This window comes from Streptomyces albipurpureus (assembly GCF_023701525.1).
Classification (GTDB): Bacteria; Actinomycetota; Actinomycetes; order Streptomycetales; family Streptomycetaceae; genus Streptomyces; species Streptomyces albipurpureus.
This window is the reverse complement of record NZ_JAMQAW010000032.1, coordinates 23,256-47,221: the sequence shown is the minus strand read 5'-3', so window position 1 is coordinate 47,221 and position 23,966 is coordinate 23,256. Positions and strand designations below refer to the sequence as shown.

Sequence of the window (23,966 nt, the reverse complement as noted above, 5' to 3'; positions counted from 1 at the left end):
GTCGGTATGGACGCAGACACGGAGAGCATCCGCAGGATTCTGACCGGGACCGGTGACACCTGGGCGGTCGTCGGCCTGTCCAACAACGAGTCGCGGGCGGCCTACGGCGTCGCCCGGGTGCTCCAACGCTTTGGCAAGCGCGTCGTGCCGGTCCATCCCAAGGCCGAGGCGGTCCACGGTGAGCAGGGCTACGCGAGCCTCGCCGACATCCCCTTCGCCGTCGATGTGGTGGATGTCTTCGTCAACTCCGAGTCGGCCGGGGCCGTCGCCGACGAAGCCGTGTCGATCGGGGCGAAGGCCGTGTGGTTCCAGCTCGGAGTGATCGACGAGGAGGCATCCGTACGGACGCGCGCGGCGGGGCTCGACATGGTCATGGACCGTTGCCCCGCCATAGAGATTCCGCGGCTCGGCTGAGCCGCCGGCAGCTGGCGCCGGGGGTCGGCGAGGGGTGGTGTGGAAGTTCTCCTCCCCGCTCCTCGACCCCGGCCAGCAGCTTGGTGATCGAAGGGTTCGGGCGCTCTCAGACGCCCAGGCCCTCCAGGACCAGCGCACCCGGTAGCCCGGCGAACGCCTTGCCGGGCACGATCAACTTCCCCCGTCTGCGCCCACTGCCGATGAGTACCCACGGAGTGTCCACCACGGCCGGGTCCACCAGCAGCGGCCAGTTCCCGGGCAGTCCGATCGGAGTGATACCGCCGTACTCCATCCCGGTCTCACCAGTGGCGATCTCCTGGGCGGCGAACGATGCCTTGCGGGAGCCCAGTTGCTTGCGTACGGCACCGTTGACATCGACGCGGGTGCGGGACAGCACCACACACGCGGCGAGCGTGGACTCGGTGCCGCGCTTGCCCACCACCACGACGCAGTTGGCCGACTGATCGAGAAGTTCCCTGCCGTGGTGCTCGACGAAGCCCGCGGTGTCCGCGATCTCCGGGTCGGTGTCAACGTAGATCAACTGGTCGGCTGGAATGTCCCCGTGCCATCCGCGGACGGCGTTGGCCACCGGCGCTGTCAGCAGATCGAGACAGTCCACAGCAGGTCGGGCATGGTCGAAGGTTCCGATGGGAGCGCGCATGGCGCTCACGCTAACAGCGTTGATCCGCAGCTCGGATGCTCGTTTCCCACCGGCGAAGGGCTCCGGGACCGGACGGCCCGCCAGCGGCCGATGCGCGCGTACTCGATCGGGACCCATCACCATGGGTGGGCGCTAGCGGACGGGTGGGACCGAGACCGCCATCGTCATCTCCACGGGCTCCACTCCCTCATTGCGATAGCCGTGGGGCACATGTGCCTCAAAGGTCGCCGAGGTCCCGGCGACCACCGGGTAGGACTCATGATCCACGACCAGGGTCAGCTCACCGGCCGTCACATGGAGCAACTCCACCGTCCCCTCGGGGTGGGCATCGGACTCACTGCCGTCCCCTGGCATCAGCCGCCAGGCCCACAGCTCCAGCGGCCCGGGCTTCTCGGTGCCGATGAGAAGAGTGGTGGAGCTGCCGGTGGAGGTGGACCACATCCGTACCGCGGCTTCCGGTGGCACGAGTCGGACCTGCGGGCCCTGCTCGTAGTCGAGCAGGGTGGTGATGCTGATGCCCAACGCGTCGGCGAGCTTCACCGTGGTTCCCACACTGGGGTTGGTGCGCGCCTGTTCAATCTGGATGATCATGCCGCGGCTCACTCCGGAGCGGGCGGCGAGGGCGTCGAGGGTGAAGGCCCGCTCACCTCGCCAGTGCTTGAGGTTGCGGGCGAGCGATTGGGTGAGCTGATCGAGGTCCGACACAATAAGTCCACTATCTTCAATGACAGAGTCGAATATTTTGCACTACGGTGTGCTGCACTGAATCGTTCACCACACTGTACTGCGAGGCGCGATGACAGCACTGTTCGCCCTGGCCACCAGCCTGCTGTGGGGCCTGGCCGATTTCGGCGGCGGGCTGCTCACCCGACGCATCCCGGCACTCACCGTCGTGGTCGTCTCCCAGACCATCGCAGCAGCCGTACTCGCCATGGTCGTCGTGACCACGGGCGCCTGGGACGAAGCCGGGCCAAGACTCTGGTACGCGGTGGGAGCCGGGGTCGTGGGCACCGTGGCGATGCTCTGCTTCTATCAAGCCCTCGCCCTCGGGCCCATGGGCGTGGTCTCGCCGCTGGGCTCCCTGGGTGTCGCCGTCCCGGTCGGCGTGGGGCTGATCGTCGGAGAACGACCGGGGCTGCTCCAGTTCGCCGGGATCGCGGTGGCCGTGGTGGGGGTTGTCCTCGCGGGTGGGCCCGAACTTCGCGGCGCGCCCGTCCAACGGCAGGCCCTCCTGCTCACCTTGACGGCGGCCATCGGTTTCGGTGCGGTGATGGCACTGATCGCGGAGGCATCGGCCTCGGTCAACGGGCTCTTCCTCGCCCTGTTCGTGCAGCGCGTCACCAATGTGGCGGTCGGCGGCGCGGCCTTGTGGGCATCAGCCCGACGCGGCGGGCGGACACTGCCCGAAGGCGGTGGACCGCGGATCATCCTCGCCTCGCTGCCCGCACTGGCCTTTGTCGGCCTCGCGGACGTGGCAGCCAATGGCACCTACTCCATCGCCGCCCAGAACGGCCCGGTCACCGTAGCCGCGGTGCTGGCCAACCTCTATCCCGTGGTCACCGTGCTGGCCGCGCTCGTCCTTTTGAAGGAGCGGTTGAAGGTGATCCAGGCAACCGGCGCAGGGCTGGCGCTGGTGGGCACGATCCTGCTCGCCGCCGGCTGACCCGCCGTCCGCACCGGGTCGGCGCTCAACCCTCCTGGGACTTCTCCCACTCGGCGAGCGCGAGCAGTTCCTCCGGTGTGACGCCTTCCGGGATGGGTACGGGCGCGGGCGTCCGCAGGGGTGGCTGCCAACCGTGCTCCGCGTCCCAACTCCGCACCACCCGGGCCGGAGCGCCGGCGACCACCGAGTGGTCGGGCACCTCTCCACGCACGACAGACCCCGCGGCCACCACGACATTGCGTCCGAGCCTGGCGCCGGGAAGCACCACGGCCCCGGTGCCCAGCCAGCAGCCGGGACCGATCTCCACCGGTTCCGTACGCGGCCACTGCTTGCCGACCGGCTGATGCGGATCGTCATAGCTGTGATTGGTCGAGGTGATGTAGACGTAGGGGCCGCAGTAGGTGTCCGAACCGATGACGACCCGCGTGTCGGCGATGACATGGCTGCCGCGGCCGAGCACGACTCCGTTACCCAGCGTCAGAATGGGCTCCGGCCCGAGGTCGAGTCCAGGCATCATTCCCGCCGTGAGCGTGACCTGTTCGCCGATGATGCAGTGGTCACCGAGTTCGATCCACGACTCACCGAAGACGGTGCCCTGCGGGAAGGCCAGCCGGGTGCCCTGCCCCAGCCTGCGGAAGTCCAACCGCCCCGGATGATCGGCGGTTACCGCTCCCACTTCCTTCATCCAGTTCCACCCGCCCTGCGCAGCGCGGGTGAGCGCCCGCCGCCACCAGCCAGAAGGCGAACTGGAGAAGAACGTGTTTCTGTTTCCCGACACCTGCCCACGGTAGTCGAGAAGGGAGGGCGCCGATCAGGGCGCCCGGCTGTGATGTTCGCCCCATGACGGTGCGTCCACTTCGTCCGGGGGTGCTAGGGATCGCACACCCGACCCATAGGCCGGGTTGGCTGAAAACAATCGCTCCAATGCACAATCGCACAACCACACAAAACCCATTCGCCACACAGGCCGCAAGGATCACGCCAGGGCACTGAAGGGTTGGCTGAGGGGACGGCGGTTATGGCGGATTTGCCGCCTATCACGTTCCTTGGCGTGGAGTAGTGAGTTCGGGACTAAGTCCTCCAATCTGCGGGCTGTCGGCCCTGTGCGGACTTCCCCGCTGCGGCGCGTGACTAGCATGAGGTCGCATACGTACGGAAGATCACCGTCAGTCTCCGGTGCCCGTCCAGTACGGCCGTCCGCACCACACCGGCCGGCCCGTCTGATCTCACCTTGTTCTCCCGGGGGGTCCCCCGGATTCCCCGGACTCAAGCAGCGAGGGACCGAATGTCAGTGCCAGTCGCGCCGAAACCGCGCAGGATACGAACACCACGACCGTTGCCCCTCTTCATCCCCTTGGGGTCGCTCGTGGTGGCCGGCGCGGTTGGTGGCGCCGCGATCGCCGCGGCTCCCGCCGCGGCCCGCAACTGGGTGGCGGCCGCCGTCACGGTCGGCTGGGTCTGGGTGGCCGCGGTCACCGTCGCCACCACCCTGAACGCACGGCGACTGCGCAGCAGGACCACCGTCGCAGGTGATGAACTGCGCTCGCTCCAGACGTACTCGGCCCAGGCCGGCGCGGACTGCGCGCACTTGGTGAACGTGACCCTGCCGTCCGTCGTCAAGCGGCTGCGGGACGGGGAGTCGGCCGAGAGCGTACTCAGCAACACCCCGCCACCCGGGGACCCGCAGCTACGGCGGGTGGTGCAGACCTTCGCCACCGAACTCGCCGCGAGCGAGGAGCGGGCCCGTATCTCGGGGGCAGACAGCATCAACGCCGTGCGGCAGTTGGCCCAGGCGGCCGACGATCTGGACCGGCTCACCACCGTGACCCTGCCCGCCGCCATCGACCGGCTGCGCAACGGCGCCTCGGGCGATACGGCCCTCGCCGAGTTGGAGCAACCCGCCGATCCCCGGCTGCGGGTGATCCTGGACTCCATCGTGCGGGAGTTCGCCTTCAGCGAGCGTCGCGCGGCGGCCGCCCAGGGCGCCAGCGCCAAGGTGCTGAGCCGGGTGCAGGCAAAGGCCGTCAGCATGCTCGCCGATCTCCGGGACATGCAGGATCGTCACGGCGAAGCGGTGTTCGGGGATCTCCTCAAGCTCGACCACAACACCTCGCAGCTAGGCCTTCTGACGGACCGGCTGGCCCTGCTGATGGGCGGCCGAGCGAGCCGGGCCTGGAACAAGCCGATCGGCATGGAGAGCATCCTGCGCGGCGCGGTCGGCCGGATCGCCGCCTACCAGCGGGTGAGGCTGCACTCCTCCAGCACCGCGGCGGTGGCCGGCTATGCGGCCGAGGGCGTGATGCACCTGCTGGCCGAGTTGATGGACAATGCCGCGAACTTCTCGCCGCCGATCGACGAAGTCCATGTCTACGTCGAGGAACGCAGCGCCGGAATCGTTGTCACCATCGAGGACAGCGGGTTGAAGATGGCCGACGCGGCCATGCGGCGGGCCGAGGAGGCCGTATCGGGCCGGGCCACTGATCTGGCCACCCTCCAGAGCACCCGCCTCGGGCTGGTCGTCGTGGGTCTACTGGCCGTCAAGTACGGCATGAATGTAAGTTTCCGCCCCTCTTCGCGTGGCGGTACCGGGGTCGTGGTCCTCTTTCCACCGCAGCTGCTGCACCAGTCGCGCGGAGTCGGCATCGAGGCACAGCTTCCGCTCCGTCCCGCTGAGCGCGCCCCGGATCGACGTCTGCCGGAGGCGCTGCCCGCCGCGCCCTCCACTCCCGCATCCGGTTACTCAACCGCTCCTGGAACCTCGCTCCCCGCACAGAACGGACCCAGGGTGGCTACTCCGAACGGCCTTCCGGTACGGCCGCCGGGCCGCACCATGGCCGCCGCGGACAGAGGCCGCGGGGACCACTCCGCAACGCCCCCGGCGCCCCAGCCTCCGACCGCTCCACGACGAGATGCCGGTACGCAGTTCGGCGCGTTCCACCGCGCACGCAAGGCATGGGACGAGCAGTCCCCCAAATCACCGGATCAGTAGCCCCCGGTGACCGGCTCGGCGGGAACCGTCAACACCATGTGCGACGCGCGACACTTACCTCACCAGATATGGCATATATGCCAATTGCACCATTGAGTTCGCCAGACAGGAGGCACGGGCAGGTGACCGGATCGTCCGGCGACACCGGCCCCATCCAGATCATGCAAACCACTGACAACAGCCTGACTTGGCTATTGGAAGGACTTCTCGAACGCACCCCGGGCACTCGCCATGCCCTCGTGCTCTCACGCGATGGGCTGAAGCTCTGCTGGACCCCGCATCTGACGCTCGACCAGGCCGATCAGCTCTCGGCCATCTGCTCGGGCATTCAGGCGTTGGCACAGGGAGCGTCGGCCGAGTTCGGTGACGGCAGCGGTGGCGTACGGCACTCGATGACGGAGTTCCACGGCGGGTTGCTCTTCATCGTGGAGGCCGGTGACGGAGCGCATCTGGCGGTTGTGGCCGCCGATGGCGCCGACCCGGGAGCCGTAGGGCACCAGATGAGCGAGTTGGTCGAGCAGATCGGCGAGCACCTACGGGCTGAACCGCGTACTCCGGTAGCGGAGAGTCCCCGCTCATGACACGCCGCCCCGTCGACATGGGTGACCCAGACCGGCTCTACACCGTCACTGGTGGCCGCAGCCGCACCGACGACGACATGTTCGACCTCGTGACACTGATCGTCAGCGAGTGCGGACCGTCACCGGGGATGCAGTCGGAGCACATACGGATTCTGGAACTGTGCCGGCACCCCACCGCGGTCGTCGAGGTGTCCGCAGAACTGAAACTGCCGATCACGGTGGTACGGATTCTGCTGGGGGATCTCCTGGCGACGGGGCGAATCACCGCACGCCACCCTGGACGGGCGCGCTCCCTCATCGACCTGCCCGACTCGGCACTCCTGGAGGAGGTGCTCCATGGACTCCGCAACCTCTGAACTACCCGGCCGAACTCCGCTGGTCGACTCCGCCGAGACCGGACTGAAGATCGTGATCGTCGGCGGCTTCGGGGTGGGCAAGACCACGCTGGTGAAGTCCGTCAGCGAGATCCGGCCGCTGAACACCGAGGAGGTGATGACCCAGGCGGGCGTCGGAGTCGACGACCCGGCCGGTCTCACCACCAAGACCACCACCACGGTCGCCTTTGACTTCGGCCGGATCAGTCTCAACGACCGCATGGTCCTGTATCTGTTCGGCGCCCCGGGCCAGGAGCGGTTCTGGTTCCTGTGGGACCGCCTCTTCGCCGGCACACTCGGCGCGGTCGTCCTGGTCGACACCCGTCGGATGAGCGATTCCTGGTACGCCATCGACCGGCTTGAACACCACAACACGCCCTTTGTCGTGGCGGTCAATCGTTTCGACAGCGACCCTGCCAGCTTCTCGCTCGACGAGATACGTCAGGCGCTGTCCCTGCCCGCCCATGTGCCGCTGGTCGAGTGTGACGCTCGGGTCCGTAGTTCCGGCAAGCACGTCCTGATCAGCCTCGTCAATCACCTTCATGAACTGGCCATGGGCCGGGAGATGACACCATGACCGACCTCACGGAACCCGCGACCGGCAACGGACCGCCCGCTGGATGCCCGGCCCACGGGGGAGCCATGCGGCTCGGGGGTCTTGAGTTCCAGCAGAGCCCCTCCGAGCTCTATCGAGCGATGCGGCGCGAGTACGGCCCGGTCGCGCCGATCCTGCTGGATGGCGACATTCCGGCCTGGCTGGTTCTTGGTTACGCCGAGGTCAGCTATGTGACCAGCCATGATGATCTGTTCGCCCGTGATTCACGGCGCTGGAACCAGTGGCCGTCGATTCCCGCCGACTGGCCCCTGATGCCCTTCGTCGGCTATCAGCCATCCGTACTCTTCACCGAAGGCGCCGAGCACCAGCGCCGAGCCGGAGTGATCACCCAGGCGCTGGAGGGCGTGGATCAGTTTGAGCTCGCGCACTGGAGCAGCCGCATCGCCCATCAGTTGATCGACGCCTTCGCCGGCAGCGGGCGGGCCGAGCTGATGGGTTCCTATGCTCATGCCCTGCCGATGCGGGCCGCGGTGCAGATGTGCGGAATGCCCGCCGGGGGTGACGACACCGAGGAACTCGTGCGTGATCTGCGGATCACCCTCGATGCCCACGAGGGCGACGATCCGGTGGCCGCCTACGTCCGGGTTCAGGAGCGCATTCAGCAACTGGTCAAGGACAAGCGGTCCGCGCCGGGTCCCGATGTCACCTCCCGGATGCTCGTCCATTCGGCCCAGTTGAGCGATGAGGAGATCGTCCAGGACCTGATCTCCATCATCGCGGCGGCCCAGCAGCCCACCGCCAACTGGATCTGCAACACTCTGCGACTACTGCTGACCGATGACCGCTTCGCCCTGAATGTCTCAGGCGGTCGGCTCAGTGTCGGTCAGGCGCTCAATGAGGTGCTCTGGCTGGACACTCCCACCCAGAACTTCATCGGCCGATGGGCGGTGCGCGACACCCAGCTCGGCGGTCGACAGATACGGGCGGGTGACTGTGTGGTGCTGGGACTGGCCGCAGCCAACACCGACCCGCAGATCTGGCCCGAGGGCCATATCGGGGCCGAGAACTCGGCGCATCTCTCCTTCAGCAACGGCGAGCACCGATGCCCCTATCCGGCACCGCTACTCGCCGATGTGATCGCCCGTACCGCAGTCGAGACGCTGCTGGAGCGACTGCCGGATGTGGTGCTTGGCGTGGAGCCCGAGGAGCTGACCTGGCGCCCCTCGATCTGGATGCGCGGATTGACCGCGCTCCCGGTCCGTTTCACCCCGGTTGTTCGCTGACCCTCAGCAACCGGCTGCGCTTGCCGAGAACACTCAGCAGCCCGGCTCGCCCCGCCTCTTGACAGGGCGAGCCGGACCAGCGGAATGCGGCTGGCCCGCCACGAGGGTGAACCGCACCGGCACTCGCGGCCCGGCCCACCCCCGTCATGGCGCAGGACGGGGCGGACCAGCGATGTACGGTCAGCCCGCCACGGGGGTGAACCGCACCGGCAGTGCGGCAGGCCCGCGGGTGAACACCCCTTGTTCCCGAGGCTCGAAGCCATCGGCGAGTCGCATGTCGGGCATCGCGTCCAAGAGTTGGTTGACCCCTGTCTCCACCTCTGCCTTGGCGAGCAGGGCACCCACACAGAAGTGCCGGCCCAGTGCGAAGGCGAGATGGTCCGCGGCGGCGGAGAACGCGCTGGTGGTGGTCAGGTCGTCGCGGAAGATGTCAAAGCGATCCGGGTCCCGGTAGCGCTCCTTGTCCCGGTTGGCTGCGCCTATCAGGCAGGTCACCGTGGCGCCGGCCGGGATGGTGCCACCGGAGACGGTGACATCGGCCGAGGTCTGCCGCATGATCATATGAACCGGCGGGGTGTAGCGCAGGGTCTCCGCGAACGCCCGGTCTATCAGTGAGCGGTCCGCCCGGACCGCGGCCAATTGCTCGGGGTGGGTCAGCAGATTGGCGAAGATGCTGGCGATCGCCTTGTCCGTGGTCTCACCGCCGGCGGCCAGCAGCAGTGAGCAGAACGCCTTGATGTCCTCGTCACTCATCTGTACGCCGTCGACCTCGGCCGCGCAGAGCGTGGAGAGCAGATCGTCTCCGAGGCTCCCCCGGCGCTCTTGAATGATCGGAACCATGTACTCGGCGAACTCCACCCGAGTGCGCTCACCGGCCGCGGTGACCTCGGGATCACCGGACAGATTGCCGAGAAAGGCGATGACGGTGGTGTACCACCCGTGGAAGCGGGCGTGGTCCGCCTTGTCGAGCCCCAGCATGTCGGCGATGACATTGACGGGGAAGCGGGTCGCGAAGGAGTCGACGAGATCGGCTTCGCCCCGATGTCGAATCGCGTCTATCAGTTCCCGGGCGTTGCGCTCGATGACGGGGAGGAACTTCTCCTGGAGATCACGGCCTCGGAAGGCGGGAGCGACCAGCGCCCTGCGTACGGCGTGTTCACGCCCGCTGAGCTGGATGATCGTCCGACCGTGCACGGGTTCGATCTGCCACTCGTAGTTCTTGGTGGTGTAGGCGGACTCCTTGTCCTTGAACGCCCGCTCCACATCCGCATAGCGCGAGATGAGGTAGCTCTGGGTGGGTTCATGCCAGATGAGGGGCGCGTGGTCCCGCATGACGCGATACGCGGGGTAGGGGTTTTCGGCGAACTCCGGGGACAGGATGTCGGGGACCTGCTGTGCGGTGGCCATGATCGCTCACTCTCAGCGGTAACGGACGACGCACACAAGGTTATTGACCAGTCATCGGCCGAGACAGATGGGTCTTGGCCGAATCTCATACATTTGGTCGCCCCTTTCGGCCATGGCGTGATCATGAACTGTCTGACTATGAGAGGACATGGTCATAGTTGATTACTGTCCGTATGTCCCGCAAAGGGCGGGGCTCTGGATACGCGGGGAGCGCAGGCGCAGCAATGAGCCACCGGTTGGGCTGAGTGGCTGACGGGACGGTGAGTCGCGCCTACTGCGGGCACATCCAGATCGGCGCCTCGCCCAGGGTGGGATCCGTCCAGGGCAGGGCGTCAACGGCGCCGGAATGACCTGGCGCCACGCCTCTGACGGCCCCGCCTCGGACCTCGATCCGTCACGGCTGCGGACGCTTTCGGCGTTTCGCCGCCCCGTTCACCCAGTGCGGTCGGGTCGCTCGCTCAGTGCAGCCGGGTCGCCCCGCGGTGCTCCTTCGCCAGATCCAGATAGACCGCGGCGTTGGTCTGGATGGCGGCCCGCTCCTCCTCAGTCAACTCGCGTCTGACCCTTGCGGGCACACCCGCGACGAGTGAGCCGGGCGGGATCTGCATCCCCTGGGGAACGAGGGCCTGAGCCGCGACGAGGGACCCCGCACCGATGTGCGCGCCGTTGAGGACGGTCGCCCCCATCCCGATGAGTACGCCGTCCTCGACGGTGCAGCCATGGAGAACGGCGTTGTGGCCGACGGAAACCCGCTCACCGACGGTGACCGGGTGCCCTGGATCAACATGGACCGAGCAGTTGTCCTGGATGTTGGAGTCGGCGCCGATCACTATCGGACCCAGGTCGGCGCGGAGCACCGCGTGGTACCAGAGGCTGGCCCCAGCCGCCATGGTGACATCGCCGATCACCACGGAGGTGGGTGCGGTGAAGGCAGCCGGGTCGATGTTCGGGGCCTTGCCACCCACGCCCGCGATCCATGCCTCAGCCGTCACGGCGATCTCCTTCCAGGGCGCCCCTCGCCGGCGCACACCAAGCAGCCTATCCAGTGGCTCACCCGCTCTCAGGAGTGGGGGCGCAGGGTCCATACGATGGTCATCTCGCCGCTCACCGCGCCGTCCGCGCGCTGGATCGCGATGTGCACCGGAAACTCCGGGCGCGCGCCCCCGTCGAGTTCGGCGATCACCTCGGCGACCGGGCGGCCCAGGGTGGCGGTTGCCGTGACCTCCCCCATCGCCAGCTTCCGGTAGCCGATCTCGGCCCGGACCGCGAGCGGTACCGCCCGGCTGAGCTGCCCGCCGAAGGCCGCGAGCACGATGGCTCCGCTCGCGGATTCCGCGAGGGTGAACATCGCACCGGCGTGCGGACCGCCCACATGGTTGTGGAAGTCCGGCTGATCGGGCAGGCGCACCACGGCACGCTCGGGGGTGGTTTCCAAGAACTCCAACCGGAGGGTCCTGGCCATGGGAACGGTAGCGGCGAGCATCTCGCCGACGGACATCTGGTCAGCACTCATGGCCACGATGTTACTCACGAGTAGCGGCGATTGGCCATCCCCAGACGGACCCGTATGGCAGCAGAGGAGCGACCCGCCTATGGTTACCAGCCATGTGGCCAGGACAGCAGCCGCCCGGGGGCGAGAACCCGCAACAGCCGAACCCGTACCAACAGCCGGGTTACCAACAGCCGAATCCCTATCAGCAGCCGGGATATCAGCAGCCCAATCCGTACCAGCAGCCAACGGTGCCGCAGTACGCCGTGCCGGGACAGCCGCCCGGCGGACCGCAGCCCCCGCAGGGGGGCCAGGACAACAAGAAGCGCACCACGATCGTCGCCATCGTTGCCGCGACGGCCGTCGTCGCCACAGCGGTGATCACGGGTGTGGTCGTCTTCCGGGACGACGGAGAGGGTTCCGAGCAGGGCAAGGACGGGCCTGCTGCCTCATCGGCACCGCCGGCGTCACCGGCGCAGCCGACGGCGGCACCGTCCACCGCGGTGGAGAACCCCCGCGGCGGCGAGGACGCGAAACCGACCATCGCCGGCTGGAAGGTCGTCACCAACCCCAAGCACGGCACCCAGTTCGATGTGCCGCCGACCTGGGAACTCGTCGGCTCGGGCGTCAGTACCGGCTTTGAGGACAAGAAGAAGGGTGATGGCACACCCCTGGTCGTCATGTCGGCCCCGGGCCGCTACAAGAGCAAGTGGTGCTCCGTCGACTCCGACAAGGACGGCAGGGCCGAGGACTGGAGCCTGGGCACCGCGGGCACCAAGGGCGGCAAGGGCGCCAAGGACAGCCAGACCGCCGCGTTGAACGAAGCGGGCAACTGGGTGTGGGCCGCCTATGCGCAGTTGGAGCCCAAGGGCACGGTCAAGGTGGAGAAGTCCAAGCCGTACACCACCAAGTCCGGGCTGGTCGGCAGTGTGTCGACGGCCACCGCGGTCGGGGTGAAGAAGCGGACCCGCTGCGACACCGACGGCAAGTCGATCGCCTTCTCCTTCAAGGACGACAAGGGCGACTTCAAGTCCTGGGTCTTCTACGGCACCAAGGGCAATCCGGACGAAATCCCGGAGGCCACCATCCAACAGATCCTGAGCACGGTCCGATTGGCGGCCACTTCGGCCGGCTGACCGGCGAGTTTGGGACTCCTGTCCATTTTATTTCGTTTGGCAGTGCGATGGGCAACCGGGATAGTCCACAGGTGACCTCTGCCTCCCCCCACACCCGCCGTGTCCGCAGACCCGCATGGGCCGGACGCAACTACACCCTGCTGACCGTCGCCGCGGTCATTGCCAACCTGGGCAGCCACGGAGCAATGATCGCGGCGGCGTTCGCCGTGATGGAGACCGGCGGTGACGCGGGAGAGGTGGGCCTGGTCGCGGCGGCCCGCACCATCGCCCTCGTACTCTTCCTCTTGGTCGGCGGCGCGATCGCGGACCGACTGCCCCGGCACCGGGTGATGGTCGCGGCCAACGCGCTCAACTGCGTATCGCAGGCGGCCTTCGCCCTGTTGGTACTCGGGGGCGAAGCCCAGCTGTGGCAGATGATGGTGCTGTCCGCGCTCGGCGGGACCGGCCACGCCTTCTTCAATCCGGCGGCCGAGGGCATGCTGCTGTCCAGCGTCAGCGGATCGCAGGCGAGCAGGGCCTTCGCCTTCTTCCGGATGGCCATGCACGGCGCGGCCATCGGGGGTGCCGCCATCGGCGGCGCCATGATCGCCGCCATCGGCCCCGGCTGGGTGCTCGCCGTCGACGCGGCGGCCTTCGCGCTGGCGGGTGCCCTCCGTGCCTTTCTCGACGTCAGCCACATACGTCCACGCGAACCCGGCGGCGGGTTGCTGGCCGATATGCGGGAGGGCTGGCAGGAGGTCCGCACCAGACCGTGGCTCTGGGCCATCGTGGCGCAGTTCTCGGTGGTCGTGGCGGTGGTCGCGGCCGCGGAGGGGGTGTACGGCCCCTTGGTCGCCCGGGATGAACTGGGCGGAGCAGCGCCCTGGGGCCTGGCGCTCGCCGCGTTCGGGGTGGGGACGATCTTCGGTGCGGTGTTGATGATGCGGTGGAAGCCGCGACGGATACTGCTCGCCGGATCGTTGTGCGTCTTCCCCCTCGCGGCGCCCTCCGCCGCGCTCGCCGTGCCCCTGGAGGTCGAGGGGTTGATGGCGGTGATGTTCGTGAGCGGCATCGCCATCGAGGTGTTCGGTGTCGCCTGGATGATGGCGCTCCATCAGGAGATCCCGGAGGACAAGTTCTCGCGGGTCTCTTCGTACGACTGGTTCGGTTCGGTGGCGATGGTGCCACTGGCGACCGCACTGGCAGGCCCCGCGGAGAGCGTCTTCGGGCGGAGCAACGCCCTGTGGGGGTGCTCCGTGTTGGTGGTACTGGTGACGGCTCTGGTGTTGCTGGTGCCCGATGTGCGAAATCTGACCATACGTTCCAGGGATGTCGCCGGGGCTGAGCCGATCAGGGAGTCAACCGATACCGAAGGCCCCGTCGGGCGGCTGGGGTGATGGCTGGGCATCGTGATCCCGGACGGGCTCCGCGGCCCCGATGAGCCGTGCCAGCCCGCTGCCGTGCTCGACACGGGCGGGAAAGGGGTCGGCAGCAGTGCGGCGGGCGAGGGCGGCGATGTCCAGCGGAGCCTCGGAGGCGAGGAGGAGGACATTGCCGAAACGGCGTCCACGCAGCACCGCGGGTTCGGCGATCACCGCGAGTTGGTCGAAGACGGTGCCGAAGGTGGCGAGCTGGCGGCCGAGGAAGGCGAAGGGCGCGCTGTCGGCGAGATTGGCCGCGTAGACGCCACCGGGCCGCAGCACACGGGAGACAGCCCGCGCGTACTCCACCGATGTGAGGTGACCGGGAACCCGGGAGCCGCCGAAGACATCGGCGATGATCAGGTCCGTGCTGTGGGTGGGAGCCGCCGCGATCCACTCCCGGGCATCGGCGGCATGTACCTCGATGCCCGCGTCAGCGGGTAGGGGCAGACACTCCCGCACCAGGGCGAGCAGTCCACGGTCCCATTCGACGACCTGCTGGCGGGAACCGGGCCGGGTGGCGGCTGTGTACCTGGGCAGGGTCAGCGCGCCCCCGCCGAGGTGCAGCACCTCGATCGGGGTGCGCTCGGGGGCGATGCTGTCGATGAGATGGGCGAAGCGCCGGGTGTACTCGAACTCCAGGTGGGCCGGCTCGTCCAGGTCGACGTATGACTGGGGGGCGCCGTCGACGGTCAGCAGCCAGGCACGGGCCCGGTCGATGTCGGGCATCAGTTTGGCGGTGCCGTGGTCCACAGTTCGGGTCACGGGTACGGATTCGTCCACCGCTCCATTGTGCGTCGTGCCGGTGTGCCCGCCGCCCGCGGGGACGGGCACACCGGCATGCGGGCCCCCAGGCCGGGCGTTCTCGTGGCCCGCCCAGGGGTTTTGCGCAGCTCGCTCAGAGCACCTCGGTGATGGTGCCGGCGCCGACCGTGCGTCCGCCTTCACGGATCGCGAAGCCGAGCCCTGGCTCCAGGGGAACGGCGCGGCCGAGCTCGACCGTCACCGCGACCTGGTCGCCGGGCCGCGCAACCGCCTGCTCACCCAGGTCAACGTCCCCCACGACATCCGCGGTACGGATGTAGAACTGCGGCCGGTACCCGGTGGAGACCGGGGTGGTACGTCCTCCTTCACGGCTGGAGAGGACATACACCTGCGCGGTGAAGCGGGTCCTTGGCACCACGCTGCCCGGTGCGGCGACCACATGTCCGCGCCGGACCCCGTCCCGCGGGAGCCCGCGGAGCAGTAGCGCCACGCTGTCGCCGGCCTCCGCGTACTCCATCGGCTTGCCGAAGGTCTCCAGACCGGTGACCACGGTGGTCCGCGGCCCCGAGTCCGCGCCCAGGAGCTCGACCCGGTCCTGGACCCGGATCGTGCCGCGCTCGATGGCCCCGGTGACGACGGTCCCGCGCCCGGTGATGGTGAGCACGTTCTCCACCGACAGCAGGAACGGCGCGTCGGTATAGCGGACCGGCGTCGGCACATAGGTGTCGACGGCGTCGAGCAGCGCCTCGATGGCGGCGGTCCAGCGGGGGTCGCCTTCCAGGGCCCTGAGCCCGGAGACCCGGACGACCGGAGCCGCGTCACCGCCGTACCCATGCGCGGTGAGCAACTCGCGGACCTCCAACTCGACCAGGTCGGTCAGCTCATCGTCGCCCGCGTCGGCCTTGTTGATCGCGACGACCACATGGTCCACACCCACCTGACGGGCGAGCAGGACGTGTTCGGCCGTCTGGGGCATCACTCCGTCGAGGGCGGAGACCACCAGAATCGCGCCGTCCAACTGAGCGGCCCCGGTGACCATGTTCTTGACGTAGTCCGCGTGTCCTGGCATGTCGACATGGGCGTAGTGCCGGGTGTCGGTCTCGTACTCCACGTGCGCGATGTTGATGGTGATCCCGCGCTGCGCCTCCTCGGGCGCCTTGTCGATGCGGTCGAAGGGCACGAAGGTGCCGGTTCCGCGGTCGCTGAGGACCTTGGTGATGGCGGCGGTCAGGGTGGTCTTGCCGTGGTCGACATGGCCCATCGTGCCGATGTTGAGATGCGGCTTGGTGCGTACGTACGCCGTCTTGGACATGGCTGGTTCTTCCTCGGATGCACAGTGCGGTGGTGTGAAGTGGACCCCATCGGCCTGCCGACCCTCCCCCTGCGGGGTCCGCCGGACGATCCGGGAAGGGTCAGCGTCGTGCGCCGTCGAGCGGGGCGCAGAGGGCCGTGGCATCAGCTGCTGCGGCAGCGGCGGTGGCTTCGACCACCGGGAGGAAGTCGGCAGCCTTCGGCTTCGCGTCCGCCGGAGCGGACTGCGCGGCGAGGAAGGCGTACCGGAACATGCAGCGATCATTGCCGAGGGCGGCCGAGCACGTCGAATGGTTTTCCCGCTGGGGGAGTTCGGCGCTGGCACACCACCCCGGGTGTGGCGGTCAGAGGTTCTTCAGCGCCTCGCGCGCCGAGAGCGGGGAGAGTCGGTCCCGGGCCGATGCGACAAAGGCGCTGACCGCCGTCGGATCGGTCTTGGCGTACTCCCGTAGGCTCCAACCGATTGCCTTGCGGATGAAGAAGTCAGGGTGGTCGGCGCGCCGCAGGCAGTAGCGGAAGAGCCGTTCGCTGTCGGTGGCCTGCTTGTACCGCAGTTGATGCAGCAGGGCGGTGCGCGCCACCCAGAGGTCGTCGTCCTCGATCCATCGGTCCATGTCGCGGGTCAGCGCGGGATGCGCGGCCACCAGGGGCCCAACGGTGTGCGCTGCGAGCGCGTCGACGGTGTCCCACCAGGAGTGGGTGCTCACCAGCCAGCGTGCGGTGGCGAGGAAGTCAGCTGAGCAGCGACCCGCATAGCGCCGAAGGTAGTCGGCGGCGAAGTAGTGGTACTCCCGCTCGGGCAGTTGCCAACAACGCACCGCGATGGCCGTGCAGTCCTTCTCCTCCGGCCGGGGCAGCCCCTCAAGCACCGTACGGGACAGGGCTCGGCGATCGGGCGTGCGGATGCCGAGGAAGGGGGCGATCCCCTTCATATAGGCGGCGGCTTCGACTGCCCGAACGGGTTCGGCCCCGGTCGGGAAGACCGTGGTCAGCCGCTCCAGGACCGTGTCGGCCAGTGTGCTGTGGAGTACGGCTGGGGTCTGTTGGCCACGCGTCATGAGGCACACATTACGGCGATCATATCCCGATGTCGGTTAGTCTCCCCGGATGTTCGAGCCCGTCCCCGCGCCTTCCTCAGGTCTCGCAATCCGCTGTGCGCGAGTGCTCTTCTCGCCTTGGTCACGGCTGTCCCTTCTGGTGCTCATGTTGGCTTCGGCCGGGGCGCTGGTGCTGCTGTACGAGCCGCAGAGACTGCTCTCGGACGGGTGGCCCGCGCAGCTGGGCGGGGCGGCGGCCGTGGTGCTGTACGCGCTTGCCTACGGTGCGTGCACGGCGGCCTTCGTGCCGCGTCCGCTGCTCAATCTGGCGGCGGGCGCACTCTTCGGATCACAGGCCGGATTGGTTTCGGCGCTCGCGGGGACGGTCCTCGGTGCGGGCATCGCCTTCGCGTTGGGGCGGCTCCTCGGCCAGGAGGCGCTCCGCCCGCTCCTTCGGGGTCGAGTGATGCGGACGGCGGACTCCCAGCTCAGCAGACACGGATTCCGATCGATGCTGGCGATACGGCTCTTCCCCGGTATCCCGTTCGCCGCCGCCAATTACTGCGCGGCCATTTCCCGTATGGGTTACACGCCCTTCCTGCTGGCCACCGCTCTGGGCTCAATCCCCAACACGGCCGCCTATGTGGTCGCGGGCAGTCGGGCGGGGTCGCCGACCTCTCCGGCGTTCCTGGTCGCGATGGGCTTCATCGTGGTGACCGGGCTGGTCGCGGGCGCGGTCGCCTGGCGCAAACGCCACAGCCTGCGGCACGGGTGACAGACACGGGGAGCACCGGGTCACCGGACCGCCCCAGGGGCACAAGCCGTGCTGAGGATCGCTGGCTGATCTCACTCGGTCCGATGGCGACCCAAACAGGAGATCCCATCAAACGCTCCTGTTCACGTCACTGATCGTTCACCTTGGAACGCTAGTCTTCCCACGTCCGGCACATGATCGGGATCATTCTCTTGGGTGGCTCAGTTTTCCATGTCGTGGTTTGAATCCTTCATCCTTGGACTTGTTCAGGGGCTGACCGAATTCCTACCCATCTCCTCCAGCGCGCATTTGCGGTTGACCGCCGCATTCGCCGGTTGGCAGGACCCGGGCGCCGCGTTCACCGCGATCACCCAGATTGGTACCGAAACGGCCGTCCTGATCTATTTCCGCGAGGACATCGCCAGAATCGTCACGGCCTGGTTCCGCTCACTGACGGACAAGGAAATGCGTACGGACCACGATGCTCAAATGGGCTGGCTGGTGATCATCGGATCAATTCCGATCGGTGTGCTCGGAATCACCCTCAAGGACCAGATCGAGGGCCCGTTCCGTGACCTGCGCCTCATCGCGACCACTCTGATCGTCATGGGCATCGTGCTCGGGATCGCGGATCGCATCGCCGCCCGCGATGAGACTCCCCACGATGACGGGGGTGGCCGGCATCGAGCCGTCAAGCAGCGGAAAACCCTGAAGGAGCTCAACGTCAGGGACGGCCTGATCTACGGCTGCTGCCAGGCCATGGCCCTGATCCCCGGGGTCTCCCGGTCAGGCGCCACGATCAGCGGCGGGTTGCTGATGGGATACACCCGGGAAGCCGCGGCCCGGTACTCATTCCTCCTCGCCATTCCGGCGGTGCTGGCCTCGGGTGCGTATGAACTCAAAGACGCGGGCGAAGGCCATGTCTCCTGGGGTCCCACCATTTTTGCGACAGTCATTGCCTTCGTCGTCGGCTATGCGGTGATCGCATGGTTCATGAGGTTCATCACTACAAAAAGCTTCATGCCGTTCGTGATCTACCGCCTGATCCTGGGAATTTGCCTGTTCATCCTGGTGGGGACGGGTGTCTTGAGCCCACATGCGGGCGAGTCGGGCGGCTAAAAGCGGCCGCAGCGTGGGAGACCTTCCACCGCGGAGGCCTTAATCTGTTCCCATGTCCCCCCTTCCACGCGAGCCAGAGACTGCTTTGTCCGCCGCCGAACTCAATGCTCGTATTCGCGAGCTGTGGGCCGATGGGCAACTGCCCGACGCCCGGCGTCCGGAATATGAGGCACTGGTACTGAAGTGGGCAGCGGCAGCACTGGAGCGCGTCGAACACGCGGCCTGAGCCGTCCCCACCCCGCACGATGCCCGTGGCGACCCCGTACCACGGCACGGTGAGTGAGGAGCCCGACCCAGCGTTGGGCTCCTCGTGGACCGGGCTTCATCAGGCCCGCGCGCTCCCCCGGACCCCGGCTCCTCGTTGGGGCTGACGGCCGCTGCGTGCCGGGCGGGTGCCAGGCTCGGCTAGCCTGGCTGCACGATGAACCGTCTGATCACGCCTTGGGGCGATGTTTCCCTCGCCCGCTTCCCCGCGGACCCCCGCGACCCACTGCGCGCCTGGGACGCCGCCGATGAGTATCTGCTGCGGCATCTCCAGGAGAGCGACGAAACACCCGAGGAGCTGTCCGGCTCCGTGGTGGTGGTCGGCGACCGCTGGGGTGCTCTGACGGTCTCCCTGGCCGGGCGGATCACGCCAGCGGGCCCCGTGCAGATCAGCGACTCCTTCCTGGGCCAGCAGGCCACGCTCGCCAATCTTCTGCGCAACGGCATCGACCCGGACGCGGTACGCCTGCTCTCCGCCCGTGACACTCCGCCCGAACGCATCGATGTCCTGCTGGTACGGGTGCCCAAGAGTCTGGCGCTGCTGGAGGACCAGTTGCACCGGCTAGCGCCCGGCGTGCACTCCGGAACCGTCGTCATCGGCGCGGGGATGGTCAGCGACATCCACACCTCCACGCTGCGGCTCTTCGAGCGGATCATCGGCCCCACCAAGACCTCGCTGGCGGTGCGGAAAGCACGGCTGATCTTCTGCACACCTGATCCTTCGCTTACTCCGTCCCCCAGCCCCTGGCCCCTGCGCTATGCGCTGCCAGCCGATGTGGGCGTGGTGTCGGGCCGGACCGTGACCAACCACGCGGGCATCTTCTGCGCCGACCGGCTCGACGTCGGTACGCGGTTCTTCCTTCGCCACCTTCCCGAGCGCCAGGGACCGGAGCGGGTGGTGGATCTCGGCTGCGGCAACGGTGTGGTGGGAACCGCGGTGGCATTGGCCAATCCGCAGGCGACGGTGGCCTTCCTCGACGAGTCGTACTCCGCGGTGGCCTCGGCCGAGGCCACCTTCGAGGAGAACGCCCCGGCCGACGCCAAGGCGGAGTTCATGGTGGGCGACTCACTGTCGGACCTGCCGAACGAGAGCGCCGATCTCGTACTGAGCAATCCACCGTTCCATTCCCACCGGGCCACGACGGACAGCACGGCCCGTCATATGTTCGGCGGGGCTCGCCGGGTGCTGCGCCCCGGCGGCGAGCTATGGGTGGTCGGCAATCGGCATCTCGGCTACCACGTACGCCTGAAGAGGCTGTTCGGGAACTGCCAGGTCATGGCGAGCGATCCCAAGTTCGTGGTGCTGCGAGCGGTGAAACGCTAGCTCAGCGACCGTGCGAGGCGGCCGATATGTGAAGGTCGTTCGGCGACTTGCTCGCACAGCTCTTGGACTTGGGGCCGGCCTGCCCGAAACTGAGCCGATGACACAGCGCGTGGATCTCGCGACGGTAATGGACCGACTGGCTATCGACGAGCTGGTGACTCTCTACGCGGTGGCTGTGGACGACTCGGACTGGAGCGCCTATCGAGGGCTCTTCACCCGGGACGGCCGGGCCGACTACCGCAGCTCTGGTGGTATCGAGGGCTCAGCGGCGGAAGTCGCCGACTGGTTGGCGGAGGCAATGCGGGTCTTTCCCGTACGGCAGCGCCTCATCGTCAACCGCCGGCTGAGGCTTCAGGATCTCGGGGGCTACTCGGGCGACGAAGCCGAAGTGCAGGCCGACTATGTGAATCCGATGCGGACGGAAGCCGGCGACGACTACGTCAGCGGCGGCCGCTACCACTTCGGAGTGCTTCGTACGGGTGAAGGCTGGCGGTTCACCTCGGTGGTGAGCCAGGAGAAGTGGCGCCGCGGGACGGGGGCACCCTTCACCGGCTGATCCCGCGCCCCACGCGCTACCGCAGTCAGGCCCGGGCATCACTGATGGCCACCGGGTGGAGTGGTTCTGAGGACGTGGCCCGGAGTGGGCCGGACCACGTTCGGAAGATCAAGACAGTCGCTGATGCGCGCGGCGCCCGGGGCATCGGCCCCCAAGGCACGCACGGTCAGCCGACGAGTTCGGCCTTGTTCATCGCGCTGATGGAGGACGGCGGTCCGCCATGGGTCATCTTGGCGAGTTGCGCTGCTGCGCCGATCAGAAGGCCGGTGGCCACGAGGGCGATCAGGGCTAGGGACAGACGACGAACGCGCATGGGCGCACTCCCTGGGGCGCGGGCTGCTCACAGCCACGGGCGGCAACTGCGGGCGCCACCACTTCGGCGGCTCAACGGGACCCTAGGGCTCGCTGCCTTCCGTGGCTACTGGCGGGCCTGATGGATGGCCGGTATTCAGCCGCCTCGCTCCATCCCCGCGGGCTCCGTGCTGGAGCACTGGTGGCTGGCCGGCCCACGGCGCACACGCCACCCCGGCGGTGCCCTGTGCCCTAGCGGGGATACGCCTGCTCAGCCGGCCTGTTCCCGCGCCCGTACCACCACCAGTTCGCACAGCTCATGAGTCTTCAGAGCGTCCTGGGCACTGACGAACTTGCCAGCGCGCACCGCGTCGAGGAAGGTCAACGCGACCTGCTCGATACCGCGCTGGCGGGCGACCGGCACCCAGTCGCCCCGGCGACGAACACTGGGCTGGCCCTTGTGGTCGACGATCTCGGCCAGGTTGCGCACCTCGCGCTTGGTGTCATGGCCGGAGATCTCCAGGATCTCCTCCGTGGAGCCGCTTCGATGGTTCATCGCACCGATGGCGGTGAATCCATCGCCGGAGAGTTGCAGGACGACATGTTGCAGCCGGCCATCGATCATCCGGGCCCGTACATCGGTGTGCTCGATCGGCCCTGGGGCCAGGAAGCGCAGGGTGTCCACCACATGGATGAAGTCGTCCATGACGAAGGTGCGCGGTTCTTCGGCGAGGCCGATGCGGTTCTTCTGCAGCAGGATCAACTCGCGCGGGTGTTCAAGACACTGGGTGTAGGACGGGGCGAAGCGGCGGTTGAAACCGACGGCGAGGCTGACACCGCGCGACTCGGCGAGTTCCACCAACCTGCGCGCGTCGGCCAGCTCATAGCTGAGGGGCTTGTCGACGAAGGTCGGCACACCCGCTTCGATCAGGGCACCGGCGATCTCCGCGTGAACGGCCGTCGGGGCGTGCACGAAGGCCGCGTCCAGTTCCTGGTCGAGCAGGGATGCCAGGGTGGTGTGCCGCTGTGCGGCCGGGATGCGATAGATGTCACCGGTACGTTCAAGGGTGGCGGGGGTGCGGGTCTGTAGATGCAGCTCGACCCCGGGCAACGTGCCGAACACCGGCAGATACGCCTTCTGCGCGATGTCTCCAAGGCCGATACAGCCGATCCTCACAGATGCCTCCCTAGGGCCCGTCCGCTGATGCTCAGCCCGTCGGGCTCGTCCTACCGACAGCTCCAGAACCACCCGGGGCGCACCATCGTGCTACATCCGAGTGCCTTGGTTCGAAGAAGGGCGGTCTACCGGTGCGCCGAGCGTCCATCCGATGCCTGGTCAGCATACGTGCGCTGGGGCGGATGCCAATCTGCGATGCCGTCGAAGGCGCGCACCGCGGCGCGCGACCCCAGCCCCGCGGCCAGGGTCATCAACGTCTCGCGCACGGTCAGGGCCGGGGCGTTGGAGAGCGACAACAACCGGGCGACCTGGGCGGACTTGCGGACGATGGCCGCGGTGCGCGGCTGCCGTTCGGCGCTGTAGGCCGCGAGAGCGGCACCGAGATCCTGATCCGGCGCGGTGTGGTGAGCGAGGACGACGGCGTCCTCGATGGCCTGGTTGCCGCCTTGACCGAGCATGGGGGTCATGGCGTGAGCGGCATCGCCGAGGAGAACCGCGCGGCCCTTGTGGAAGACGGGGAGCGGGCTTTTGAGGTGGTGCACATCATTGCGTAGCACCTGGTCAGTGGTTGCGGTATCGATGATGGCTGGCACCGGGTCATGCCAGTCGCCAAAGCGGCGCAGCAGTTCGGCCTTCTCGTCGTCGGCCCGCCCGCCGGGCGGCGTCAGGGCTGCCGCGTAGGCATAGATCCGGCCGTCCTTGAGCGGCTGGGTGCCCCAGAGCATTCCCGGGCCCCAGGTCTCATGCGGTTCGAATGGGTGCTCGGCGGCGGGGACCACCACCCGCCATGCGGTGAAGCCCGCGTAGACAGGCCCGGGGTGGGCCGGGAAGAGTGCGCGACGGGCGGCCGAGTGGATGCCGTCGGCGGCGATGACCAAGTCCGCCGTGAGCTCCCCGCCCTCGACGCCGACCCGGGCCGGGCGCCCGCCGGGGACGCCGGGGTCGATCAGATGCGCGGCGGTCCCGGTGCGCACGGCACCGGCGGGCAGCCGGGATGCGATGCGGTCGATCAGGGTGGAGCGGTGTACGAGGACGAGCGGTCCACCGAAACGGTCGGCGAACGCCGAGCTGTCCACTCTGCTGAGCCACCGGCCGCGCGGGTTTCGGATGCCGCCGCCGCCCTGCCAGGCGGCCAACTCGCGGATGTCGTCGCCGAGACCGATGACATCGAGGGCGCGCTGACCGTTGGGGGCGAGGCCGATGCCCGCGCCCACGGGCTCCAGGGTCTCGGCGCGCTCCAGGACGGTGGTCTCCCAGCCGCCCTGGTTCAACGCGACGGCTGCGGTGAGTCCGCCGATGCCACTGCCGATGACAAGGGCGCGGGGTGCTGAGGGGCGAGCAGGCACGGGCATGATGCGTCCTCCACGGGAACTACAACTGTAGTAACGGCAACATACTACAGCCGTAGTGGAAGC

The 23,966-nt window shown here is 68.0% G+C and carries 27 protein-coding genes; 14 read left to right on the top strand and 13 right to left on the bottom strand.

The window, feature by feature from the left end; genetic code table 11:
* Positions 1–6: 6 nt before the first annotated feature.
* Complete coding sequence (locus NBG84_RS25640) at positions 7–414, top strand: CoA-binding protein (RefSeq protein ID WP_250921963.1); 408 nt, start codon at positions 7–9, stop codon at positions 412–414.
* A gap of 106 nt (positions 415–520) precedes the next feature.
* Here the strand turns inward: NBG84_RS25640 and NBG84_RS25635 are convergent, their stop codons facing one another.
* Positions 521–1,075, bottom strand: a complete 555-nt coding sequence (locus NBG84_RS25635) for a YbaK/EbsC family protein (protein WP_250921962.1) — start codon at positions 1,073–1,075, stop codon at positions 521–523.
* A gap of 132 nt (positions 1,076–1,207) precedes the next feature.
* Positions 1,208–1,780, bottom strand: a complete 573-nt coding sequence (locus tag NBG84_RS25630; protein ID WP_250921961.1) for a helix-turn-helix domain-containing protein — start codon at positions 1,778–1,780, stop codon at positions 1,208–1,210.
* A 91-nt stretch (positions 1,781–1,871) separates the two neighbouring features.
* Between NBG84_RS25630 and NBG84_RS25625 the strand changes: the two genes are divergently transcribed.
* Entirely contained in the window at positions 1,872–2,738 is an 867-nt protein-coding gene (locus NBG84_RS25625; RefSeq protein ID WP_250921960.1) for an EamA family transporter, read from the top strand.
* 25 nt (positions 2,739–2,763) lie between these two features.
* Here NBG84_RS25625 and NBG84_RS25620 read toward each other — a convergent pair whose 3' ends face one another.
* Positions 2,764–3,516, bottom strand: coding sequence for an acyltransferase (locus NBG84_RS25620; protein ID WP_250921959.1), 753 nt, complete (start codon positions 3,514–3,516; stop codon positions 2,764–2,766).
* A 507-nt stretch (positions 3,517–4,023) separates the two neighbouring features.
* Between NBG84_RS25620 and NBG84_RS25615 the strand changes: the two genes are divergently transcribed.
* From NBG84_RS25615 to NBG84_RS25595, 5 genes are all read left to right on the top strand, one after another.
* The gene (locus NBG84_RS25615; RefSeq protein WP_250921958.1) at positions 4,024–5,727 is read left to right on the top strand and encodes a sensor histidine kinase; all 1,704 of its coding nucleotides are present in this window, start codon (positions 4,024–4,026) and stop codon (positions 5,725–5,727) included.
* 161 nt (positions 5,728–5,888) lie between these two features.
* Positions 5,889–6,308, top strand: coding sequence for a roadblock/LC7 domain-containing protein (locus tag NBG84_RS25610; protein WP_250922121.1), 420 nt, complete (start codon positions 5,889–5,891; stop codon positions 6,306–6,308).
* The gene (locus tag NBG84_RS25605; RefSeq protein WP_250921957.1) at positions 6,305–6,664 is read left to right on the top strand and encodes a DUF742 domain-containing protein; all 360 of its coding nucleotides are present in this window, start codon (positions 6,305–6,307) and stop codon (positions 6,662–6,664) included. The genes NBG84_RS25610 and NBG84_RS25605 overlap by 4 nt, the downstream gene beginning before the upstream one ends.
* Positions 6,645–7,259, top strand: coding sequence for a GTP-binding protein (locus tag NBG84_RS25600; protein ID WP_250921956.1), 615 nt, complete (start codon positions 6,645–6,647; stop codon positions 7,257–7,259). The genes NBG84_RS25605 and NBG84_RS25600 overlap by 20 nt, the downstream gene beginning before the upstream one ends.
* Positions 7,256–8,521 (top strand): cytochrome P450, encoded by a 1,266-nt coding sequence (locus NBG84_RS25595; protein WP_250921955.1) that lies wholly within the window; start codon positions 7,256–7,258, stop codon positions 8,519–8,521. The genes NBG84_RS25600 and NBG84_RS25595 overlap by 4 nt, the downstream gene beginning before the upstream one ends.
* Positions 8,522–8,701: 180 nt before the next feature.
* Here NBG84_RS25595 and NBG84_RS25590 read toward each other — a convergent pair whose 3' ends face one another.
* The 3 genes from NBG84_RS25590 to NBG84_RS25580 form a co-directional block, all read right to left on the bottom strand.
* Positions 8,702–9,928, bottom strand: a complete 1,227-nt coding sequence (locus NBG84_RS25590) for a cytochrome P450 (protein ID WP_250921954.1) — start codon at positions 9,926–9,928, stop codon at positions 8,702–8,704.
* A gap of 458 nt (positions 9,929–10,386) precedes the next feature.
* Positions 10,387–10,920 (bottom strand): gamma carbonic anhydrase family protein, encoded by a 534-nt coding sequence (locus NBG84_RS25585; protein WP_250921953.1) that lies wholly within the window; start codon positions 10,918–10,920, stop codon positions 10,387–10,389.
* Positions 10,921–10,988: 68 nt separating this feature from the next.
* Positions 10,989–11,441 carry a DUF4442 domain-containing protein gene (locus tag NBG84_RS25580; protein WP_250921952.1) on the bottom strand — a complete coding sequence of 151 codons (453 nt, stop codon included), beginning with the start codon at positions 11,439–11,441 and terminating at the stop codon, positions 10,989–10,991.
* A gap of 92 nt (positions 11,442–11,533) precedes the next feature.
* On the opposite strand from NBG84_RS25580, the gene NBG84_RS25575 reads away from it, so the two are divergent.
* Both NBG84_RS25575 and NBG84_RS25570 read left to right on the top strand, forming a co-directional pair.
* Positions 11,534–12,553 (top strand): DUF8017 domain-containing protein, encoded by a 1,020-nt coding sequence (locus NBG84_RS25575; protein WP_250921951.1) that lies wholly within the window; start codon positions 11,534–11,536, stop codon positions 12,551–12,553.
* Positions 12,554–12,600: 47 nt separating this feature from the next.
* Entirely contained in the window at positions 12,601–13,929 is a 1,329-nt protein-coding gene (locus NBG84_RS25570; protein ID WP_250921950.1) for an MFS transporter, read from the top strand.
* On the opposite strand, the gene NBG84_RS25565 is transcribed toward NBG84_RS25570, so the two are convergent.
* The 4 genes from NBG84_RS25565 to NBG84_RS25550 all read right to left on the bottom strand — a co-directional run bounded on the left by NBG84_RS25565 (position 13,891) and on the right by NBG84_RS25550 (position 17,087).
* Positions 13,891–14,736 (bottom strand): spermidine synthase, encoded by an 846-nt coding sequence (locus tag NBG84_RS25565; RefSeq protein ID WP_250921949.1) that lies wholly within the window; start codon positions 14,734–14,736, stop codon positions 13,891–13,893. The two genes, NBG84_RS25570 and NBG84_RS25565, sit on opposite strands and share 39 nt — an antisense overlap.
* A 115-nt stretch (positions 14,737–14,851) precedes the next feature.
* Positions 14,852–16,030 carry an elongation factor Tu gene (gene tuf, locus NBG84_RS25560; RefSeq protein ID WP_250921948.1) on the bottom strand — a complete coding sequence of 393 codons (1,179 nt, stop codon included), beginning with the start codon at positions 16,028–16,030 and terminating at the stop codon, positions 14,852–14,854.
* 100 nt (positions 16,031–16,130) lie between these two features.
* Complete coding sequence (locus NBG84_RS25555; RefSeq protein ID WP_250921947.1) at positions 16,131–16,283, bottom strand: hypothetical protein; 153 nt, start codon at positions 16,281–16,283, stop codon at positions 16,131–16,133.
* A gap of 90 nt (positions 16,284–16,373) precedes the next feature.
* Positions 16,374–17,087 (bottom strand): DNA alkylation repair protein, encoded by a 714-nt coding sequence (locus NBG84_RS25550; protein ID WP_250921946.1) that lies wholly within the window; start codon positions 17,085–17,087, stop codon positions 16,374–16,376.
* A 49-nt stretch (positions 17,088–17,136) separates the two neighbouring features.
* On the opposite strand from NBG84_RS25550, the gene NBG84_RS25545 reads away from it, so the two are divergent.
* The 5 genes from NBG84_RS25545 to NBG84_RS25525 all read left to right on the top strand — a co-directional run bounded on the left by NBG84_RS25545 (position 17,137) and on the right by NBG84_RS25525 (position 21,083).
* A complete protein-coding gene (locus tag NBG84_RS25545) occupies positions 17,137–17,841 on the top strand; it encodes a TVP38/TMEM64 family protein (protein ID WP_250921945.1) in 705 nt (234 codons plus the stop codon).
* 210 nt (positions 17,842–18,051) lie between these two features.
* Positions 18,052–18,939, top strand: coding sequence for an undecaprenyl-diphosphatase UppP (gene uppP, locus NBG84_RS25540; RefSeq protein ID WP_250921944.1), 888 nt, complete (start codon positions 18,052–18,054; stop codon positions 18,937–18,939).
* 52 nt (positions 18,940–18,991) lie between these two features.
* Complete coding sequence (locus NBG84_RS25535) at positions 18,992–19,165, top strand: hypothetical protein (protein ID WP_250921943.1); 174 nt, start codon at positions 18,992–18,994, stop codon at positions 19,163–19,165.
* A gap of 195 nt (positions 19,166–19,360) precedes the next feature.
* On the top strand, positions 19,361–20,527 hold the full coding sequence (locus NBG84_RS25530; RefSeq protein WP_250921942.1) for a methyltransferase: 1,167 nt from the start codon (positions 19,361–19,363) through the stop codon (positions 20,525–20,527).
* A gap of 97 nt (positions 20,528–20,624) precedes the next feature.
* Positions 20,625–21,083 (top strand): nuclear transport factor 2 family protein, encoded by a 459-nt coding sequence (locus tag NBG84_RS25525; protein ID WP_250921941.1) that lies wholly within the window; start codon positions 20,625–20,627, stop codon positions 21,081–21,083.
* A gap of 166 nt (positions 21,084–21,249) precedes the next feature.
* Here the strand turns inward: NBG84_RS25525 and NBG84_RS25520 are convergent, their stop codons facing one another.
* From NBG84_RS25520 to NBG84_RS25510, 3 genes are all read right to left on the bottom strand, one after another.
* Positions 21,250–21,396 carry a hypothetical protein gene (locus NBG84_RS25520; protein ID WP_250921940.1) on the bottom strand — a complete coding sequence of 49 codons (147 nt, stop codon included), beginning with the start codon at positions 21,394–21,396 and terminating at the stop codon, positions 21,250–21,252.
* A gap of 249 nt (positions 21,397–21,645) precedes the next feature.
* On the bottom strand, positions 21,646–22,551 hold the full coding sequence (locus tag NBG84_RS25515; RefSeq protein WP_250921939.1) for a Gfo/Idh/MocA family protein: 906 nt from the start codon (positions 22,549–22,551) through the stop codon (positions 21,646–21,648).
* A 125-nt stretch (positions 22,552–22,676) separates the two neighbouring features.
* The gene (locus tag NBG84_RS25510; RefSeq protein WP_250921938.1) at positions 22,677–23,903 is read right to left on the bottom strand and encodes an FAD-dependent monooxygenase; all 1,227 of its coding nucleotides are present in this window, start codon (positions 23,901–23,903) and stop codon (positions 22,677–22,679) included.
* Positions 23,904–23,966: the final 63 nt, after the last annotated feature.